Raw genomic sequence first — 6,856 nt, 5'->3', positions numbered from 1 at the left:
CAATGAAAACCTGCAAAAGTCGCAAATGGAGCGGAAGGCGGCGACTCCAGCGGGACCAGCGCGAGCCGAAGACCCTGGACAGAGCGAAGCGAAGGAAGCGGCTGAGGCCGTGCCCGCGGAAAGCGTCCGCCTGGAGCGAAATGAAAAAAGCTGCCGAGAGTTTCTCGACAGCCTGAAAAAGCAGATGCCAATCGGCATCTGCTTTTTTAATGTCGTTCCATTTCGATCAGCAAGTCTCCGGTCGAAATACCTTCGCCTGTACCGACATAAATTTCTTTTACTGTACCATCAAAAGGAGCTTGGACAGTCGTTTCCATTTTCATTGCTTCAGTCACCAGCAAATGGTCTCCACGATCAACTTTAGCCCCTTTTTCAACAACCACTTTTAAGACCGTTCCCGGCATGGTTGCTGCAATATGGGATTCATCTGTCGGATTTGCTTTTTGTTTTGCTGTAACATCTGTTTCTACTGTCATGTCCTGGATATTCACTTCGCGCGATTGGCCGTTCAGTTCAAAATAAATAGTCCGCTTGCCGTCTTTTTGCGGTTCGCCGATGGACACCATTTTGATCATTAAGGTTTTACCTTTTTCAATTTCCACTTCGATTTCTTCCCCAAGCCTCATGCCATAAAGGAAAGTCAACGTATCAAGAACCGAAACATTGCCAAACTGCTTGGATGTTTCCGTATACTCTTCAAAAACTTTTGGATATAGTGCGTATGCCAAAATTTCATGGCTCGTCACCGGACGCTCAAGCTTGTCGTATAAGGTTTTCTTGATGGCGTCAAAATCGGCTGGCTCAAGCAATTCTCCTGGACGGACTGTAATCGGCTGGCGGCCCTTCAGCACAACCTCTTGCAGTTCTTTCGGAAACCCGCCATAAGGCTGGCCGATATAGCCTTCAAAAAACTCAATGACGGACTCAGGGAAATCGATTGATTTTCCTTTTGTCAGAACCGTGTACTCATCTAAATCGTTCTGAACCATGAACAATGCCATGTCACCAACAACTTTCGATGACGGCGTTACTTTGACAACATCTCCAAACAACAAGTTGACCCGGGAATACATCGCCTTCACTTCATCCCAGCGCATGCCTAATCCTACACCTTTTGCTTGTTGTTGCAGATTGCTGTATTGTCCGCCCGGCATTTCATGTACATAAATCTCAGAATGCGGGCTGTTCATGCCGCTTTCAAAATCAGCATAATATTTACGGACATCTTCCCAATAATGGGAAATCTCTTCGAGTGATCCAATATCGGTTCTTATTTCCCGGCCGCTTCCGTTCATAGCGTAATACAATGAGTTCGCACTTGGCTGAGAAGTCAATCCAGACATCGAGCCAAGGGCTGTATCAACAATATCTACACCCGCTTCAATTGCTTTTGCATAGAGATAGATGCCATTGCCGCTTGTATCGTGCGTGTGAAGATGAATCGGCAAAGAAGTTGTATCTTTCAGTTCAGCTATTAAACGGTATGCTGCTTCTGGTTTCAATAAACCTGCCATGTCTTTTATCGCTAAAATATGGGCGCCTGACGCTTCCAGTTCTTTCGCCATTTTCTTGTAATACTCCACCGTGTACTTGTCGCGGCTCGGATCCAGGATATCACCTGCATAGCAAATTGCTGCTTCAGCAACTTTTCCGGATTGGCGAACTTCATCAATTGCCACTTCCATGCCTTTAATCCAGTTCAAGCTGTCGAATATCCTAAAAACATCGATTCCTGCTTCAGCCGACTTGCGGACAAATTCCCGGATAACGTTGTCCGGATAGTTTTTGTAGCCGACAGCATTAGCGCCGCGGAACAGCATCTGAAACAAAACATTCGGAACTTCTTGGCGGAGTTTGATCAGCCGCTGCCAAGGATCTTCTTTTAAGAAGCGGTATGAGACGTCAAATGTTGCGCCCCCCCACATTTCAAGAGAGAAAAGATCGCTTTGAAGACGCGCAGTTTCTTTTGCAATTTCAAACATATCGTATGAACGCAACCGAGTTGCCAAAAGCGATTGATGGGCATCACGGAACGTTGTATCTGTCAAAAGCACATCTTTTTGGTCATGGATCCATTGAGCTAACCCCTCAGCTCCATGCGCATCCAAAATTTGCTTCGTGCCGCTTGGAGCCGGTGACGTTAAATCCACTTTCGGTTTTCTTGGATGTGAATAAATCGGTTTCTTTTTCTTTTCAATGCCCGGAAAACCATTGACGGTGACGTTACCGATATAACTCAGCAGCTTTGTCCCCCGGTCTTGTCTTACAGGGAAAATGAACAATTCAGGCGTCGTGTCGATAAAGCTTGTATCAAATTCGCCTTTTAAAAAATTCGAATGCCTTACGACGTTGGCCAGGAACGGTATGTTGGTTTTGATTCCGCGGATTCGGAACTCTTGCAAGTTACGGTCCATTTTGGCAGCTGCTTCATTGAAAGTGACTCCCCATGTCGAGCATTTTACAAGCAAAGAGTCATAATAAGGAGTTATAACCGCACCTTGGAAGCCGTTGCCAGCATCCAACCGAACGCCAAAACCACCGCCTGAACGATAAACCATCAATTTTCCGGCATCCGGCATAAAATCGTTTAATGGATCTTCTGTCGTTACACGCGATTGAATAGCAAAACCAAACAACGGAATGTCCGCTTGAAGCGGAATGTTGATTTCCTTGCTATGAAGAGTGTGGCCTCTGGCGATATTGATTTGGGCATGGACAATATCTATGCCCGTCACCATTTCTGTGATTGTATGCTCCACTTGAATTCGTGGATTTACCTCAATGAAATAAAATTCGTCATTAGCTACTAAAAATTCAACAGTACCTGCATTTATGTAATCAATATTTTTCATCAACTTGACTGCCGCTTCACAAATTTCGTTCCGCAATTTATCGTTGATTGAATTAGATGGAGCTATTTCCACTACTTTTTGATGGCGCCGCTGAATAGAGCAATCGCGTTCATAAAGATGGATAACATTTCCATCAGTATCTCCTAGTATTTGCACTTCGATATGTTTTGGCTTCTCAACAAACTTTTCAACATACATTTCATCAGAGCCAAAAGCTGCTTTCGCTTCAGATTTTGCACGTTCATACGATTGTGCAAGTTCTTCCGGCGTTCTGACGATGCGCATGCCGCGACCGCCGCCGCCAAGAGAAGCTTTGATCATTAAAGGAAATCCGGCGCTTTCGCTAAACGCTACTACTTCCTCAAGTGATTTTACCGGGCCGTCTGTACCTGGTATTACCGGAATGCCGGCTGCAATCGCTTGCGTTCTTGCTTTAACTTTATCTCCAAACATATCCAAATGGCGGGATGTCGGGCCGATAAAGACGATCCCTTCTTCTTCACATCGCCGTGCAAAGTGCACGTTTTCCGACAAAAAGCCGTATCCAGGATGAATTGCATCAACGTCTGAATCCTTGGCGATCCGGATAATATCTTCAATATCCAAATAAGCATCAATTGGTTTTTTCCCTTTGCCAACCAGGTAAGATTCATCCGCTTTGAAACGATGATAAGATCCGCTGTCCTCTTGTGAATAAATTGCAACTGTCCGAAGATTCAGTTCTGTACAAGCGCGGAAAACCCTGATAGCGATTTCCCCACGATTTGCTACTAAGATTTTGTTGATTGTCTTCACTCCGCAGCACACCCTTTACTTTTTCAATTTTTCAACTTTGTGGAACATGGAAACATTCATCAATACTCCCATAGCTAAAGATAACAAAATAACAGACGTTCCGCCATAGCTTATGAATGGAAGTGTGACACCAGTCAATGGAATAATTCCTGTTAACCCCCCGAGATTGACGAAGGTTTGAATTCCGATCATGCTAGCCACGCCGGCAGCCAGCATTCTCGCTAGCGGATCTTTTGTTGTCATGGCAATAGACAGTCCGCGAAGGACGATAAATGCCAGACCGACCAAAACGAAAGCTACGCCAAAAACGCCTAGCTCCTCCGCTATAACAGACATAATAAAATCCGTATGCGGTTCCGGCAAATATCCGAGCTTCTGAACTGATTGCCCAAGGCCAAGGCCGCTTAAACCGCCTGAACCTATAGCTAAATAACCGTTAACTATCTGCATGCCAAACCCTAATTCATCTTCAAATGGGTTAAAGAAAGCATCCAATCTGCCAAGCCGCTTTTCTGTAAAAACTTTGTCTTGCGCAAAAAAGATCATTGGCAAAATAAACAGCGCCGCTCCTGCAAGGACAATGGATGAAAGTTTCAAATACAATTTAAAACGAATTCCGCTTGCCAGCATTACGCATAAGCCGACAGCTCCAATGATTATCATGGAGCCTAAATCAGGTTCCAAAAATACAAAAAACAGTACGAGCGTCAAGACGATTACCGGCGGAGCAATCGATTCATTAAAATTGTTGATCATACCTTTTCTGTTTTTATTAGCAAATACGCCTGATAAATATAGAATAATGCCCACTTTCGCCACTTCTGATGGCTGTACGCTCGCAAATCCAAGATTGATCCAGCTTTTAGCTCCCCCACCGGCATAGCCGATAAGATGTACCAAAACTAGCCCAAGAAAAATAACGCCCAGTATGAGTTTCATCATTCCTTTATTGCTGAAATGCTTATACGGGAAAAGGGCGGACACGATAAATACGGGAAAAGCCAGTGATAAGTTGACTAGTTGCTGCTTATAGAAATGGTCCGCTTCCCAGCCGTAAACATTTACAGCCCATGCCATGCTCGCACTATAAATCATCACCAAACCGAAAATCGACAACGCTATGTATGTTAAAAGAAGTGGATAATCCAAATTTTTCGAGTATCTCTTTATGTATTGTTTCATTGCCTATTACCTCATTCATGTTGTGGGATTAGTAAAAAAACTCAAACAGGGTTCGTTTGAGTTTCAAGTCATTTATTCGTATACGCTTCTAACAGGACAGACAGTTTCTTCTCAAGCGTATCTATTAAATTCTTGCCGGTTTCGCGCTCGATCAAGCCTAACTTAACGGCAAAATCAATCTCACGAGACAAGCCGAACATTTGAGTGTCAAGAACTTCTTCATATAGTGGACATGAAGGCAATGTCAAATTGTCCATTTGAACTTTGATCAATTGCTCAATTTTTTCTGCATCTGCTTTGAGGAGTTCTAAAGCCTTGACTTGATAAGTTTGTTCTTCTGTATGTTCCATGAGGACTCCCCCATTTAATGAAATTTCATGTTCAGTGACTTGTTTAAAGTGTATATGCTAGACAGTAAAAATGCAAGCCTCTATCCTCTCGAGAATTAATCCCTTTGGGAATTCCCAAGGAAACGGTATACTGATAAAAGATGGATTATTTTAATGGAGGGTTTTGCATGGAATTTATTATACCGTTTAAAGGCGAGGTTAAGTATAAAATTACAATCGATCCAACAGTTTGGATTTTTGATGACCGCAAACTCGATCTGGAAACTTATTTTGTTGAAGCAAGAGTCGAGCGTGATGAGCTTGAAGAATACAAGCGCGGTATGGGGGAGCACTGGTCGAGAGAAATTATGGAAGGCGCGATTGTCCCCCCGACTTTAAACTCGGAAAAGACTTATAATAGAAAAGAAAAAAACGAGATGATGACCGGAACTTTCGGTATGATTTTCAAACCGTTTTTGGAAAACGCAGAACCGGCAGAGCATGCAAAATCTGTTGTGATTGAAACAGCTAATGGCGAACAGGCTTTTTCCATTGAAGAGGCGAAAAAACTGATTTTTAAATTCAGCCAAGATGGCAAGCCTTTAAAATCAGATGGACCTGTCCATGTGCTGTTGCCGGATGGTTCGAATCAGCAAAATCCGATTACAGATGTGACTGCGATCCGAGTCGAATAGGAGAGATCAATGATGCGTGTACAATGTGTAATTTGCGATAAGATTGAAGAGCTCAATGATGATACCCTCCAAGCTAAACGCTTACGGAACCGTCCCATTCATACACATATGTGCGACGAATGCCACGAACGGATCACAGAGCGTACAAATGAACGCCTTGCATCCGGTTCTTTCCGTTTTTACCGCAGCTCCCGCAGAATAGAGGATGACTTCTGATGAAGCTGCTCAAAGGCATTTGGATTGGTTTTTGGAGCGGCCTCTTAATCGGCTTCTTGCTGAAATGGATTCAATCAATAACAGGTGTTCAAGTATACGCCTTGCTTTTGAATGTTGATTTTATACCGATTGTGGGGTCAATTGATTGGTCGGAGCCGGTGGAATTTTCCTTCCACATTGCCATTTCGTTAATCATCGGCATTGTGTATGTCTATCTCGCCAAGCGACGGCCCTACCCTTTTGGACAACTGGTGCTAATCAGCTTGATTTTATGCGCGCCGACTTACCTGCTTTACTTTCCCTTGTCGATTCTTGCAGTGAATCCTGAAATCCCCGGGGTGTTCGATGGAGAAGCAATTCTTTACTGGGTATTTGCCCACTTGGCATATGCACTAGTATTGCCAGTTCTTTATAAAACTTTTGAACGAAAAAACGCTGCTTCTCATTGAGAAGCAGCGTTTTCGCGTTTTTCACGCCATAAGCGTATTTTATACAAAATTAAAATCAGTGCTGCAATAACAAGGCCTTCGACTACCGGCAAGAAAAGGGCTAAAAATGTCAGCCCTAGTCCACCGACCAGAAGAAACAAAGCAATCACGGCATTTTGGCCGATTGATAATTTCTTAGCAAAGCCTAATTTATAAACAAACGCAGATAGGAGGAAGATCACAGCAAACAGTGCATATCCTGCAATCTCGAAATTAGGCATTGTCTCATACAAAAACCGGGCTAACGGATACATTCTTTCATAGACAAAAGCTTGATCGCCCATGGGTTATACATCCTT

At 43.6% G+C, this 6,856-nt stretch carries 8 protein-coding genes; 3 read left to right on the top strand and 5 right to left on the bottom strand.

What is annotated here, in order from left to right:
• The 4 genes from B0H99_RS17950 to B0H99_RS15855 form a co-directional block, all read right to left on the bottom strand.
• Nucleotides 1-191, bottom strand: a 191-nt coding sequence (locus B0H99_RS17950) for a hypothetical protein (protein ID WP_219905828.1), incomplete at its 3' end; no start/stop codon positions are given.
• 15 nt (nucleotides 192-206) lie between these two features.
• Complete coding sequence (gene pyc / locus B0H99_RS15865) at nucleotides 207-3,647, bottom strand: pyruvate carboxylase (protein ID WP_106534666.1); 3,441 nt, start codon at nucleotides 3,645-3,647, stop codon at nucleotides 207-209.
• A 15-nt stretch (nucleotides 3,648-3,662) separates the two neighbouring features.
• Nucleotides 3,663-4,829, bottom strand: a complete 1,167-nt coding sequence (locus tag B0H99_RS15860) for an FtsW/RodA/SpoVE family cell cycle protein (RefSeq protein WP_106534665.1) — start codon at nucleotides 4,827-4,829, stop codon at nucleotides 3,663-3,665.
• A gap of 68 nt (nucleotides 4,830-4,897) precedes the next feature.
• Nucleotides 4,898-5,179, bottom strand: a complete 282-nt coding sequence (locus B0H99_RS15855) for an Fpa/YlaN family protein (RefSeq protein WP_106534664.1) — start codon at nucleotides 5,177-5,179, stop codon at nucleotides 4,898-4,900.
• A 167-nt stretch (nucleotides 5,180-5,346) separates the two neighbouring features.
• Between B0H99_RS15855 and B0H99_RS15850 the strand changes: the two genes are divergently transcribed.
• The 3 genes from B0H99_RS15850 to B0H99_RS15840 are packed head-to-tail and all read left to right on the top strand — an operon-like array spanning nucleotide 5,347 to nucleotide 6,518.
• Nucleotides 5,347-5,853 carry a hypothetical protein gene (locus tag B0H99_RS15850; protein WP_106534663.1) on the top strand — a complete coding sequence of 169 codons (507 nt, stop codon included), beginning with the start codon at nucleotides 5,347-5,349 and terminating at the stop codon, nucleotides 5,851-5,853.
• Nucleotides 5,854-5,865: 12 nt separating this feature from the next.
• Nucleotides 5,866-6,069, top strand: coding sequence for a YlaI family protein (locus tag B0H99_RS15845; protein ID WP_106534662.1), 204 nt, complete (start codon nucleotides 5,866-5,868; stop codon nucleotides 6,067-6,069).
• The gene (locus B0H99_RS15840; protein WP_106534661.1) at nucleotides 6,069-6,518 is read left to right on the top strand and encodes a hypothetical protein; all 450 of its coding nucleotides are present in this window, start codon (nucleotides 6,069-6,071) and stop codon (nucleotides 6,516-6,518) included. Before B0H99_RS15845 ends, B0H99_RS15840 begins: the two co-directional genes overlap by 1 nt.
• Here the strand turns inward: B0H99_RS15840 and B0H99_RS15835 are convergent.
• Nucleotides 6,512-6,841, bottom strand: coding sequence for a YlaH-like family protein (locus tag B0H99_RS15835; protein WP_106534660.1), 330 nt, complete (start codon nucleotides 6,839-6,841; stop codon nucleotides 6,512-6,514). The genes B0H99_RS15840 and B0H99_RS15835 overlap by 7 nt on opposite strands.
• Nucleotides 6,842-6,856 lie beyond the last annotated feature (15 nt).

Source organism: Planomicrobium soli (assembly GCF_003014655.1).
In the GTDB taxonomy this organism is placed as follows: Bacteria; Bacillota; Bacilli; order Bacillales_A; family Planococcaceae; genus Planococcus; species Planococcus soli_B.
This window is presented reverse-complemented; position numbering and strand designations above follow the sequence as displayed.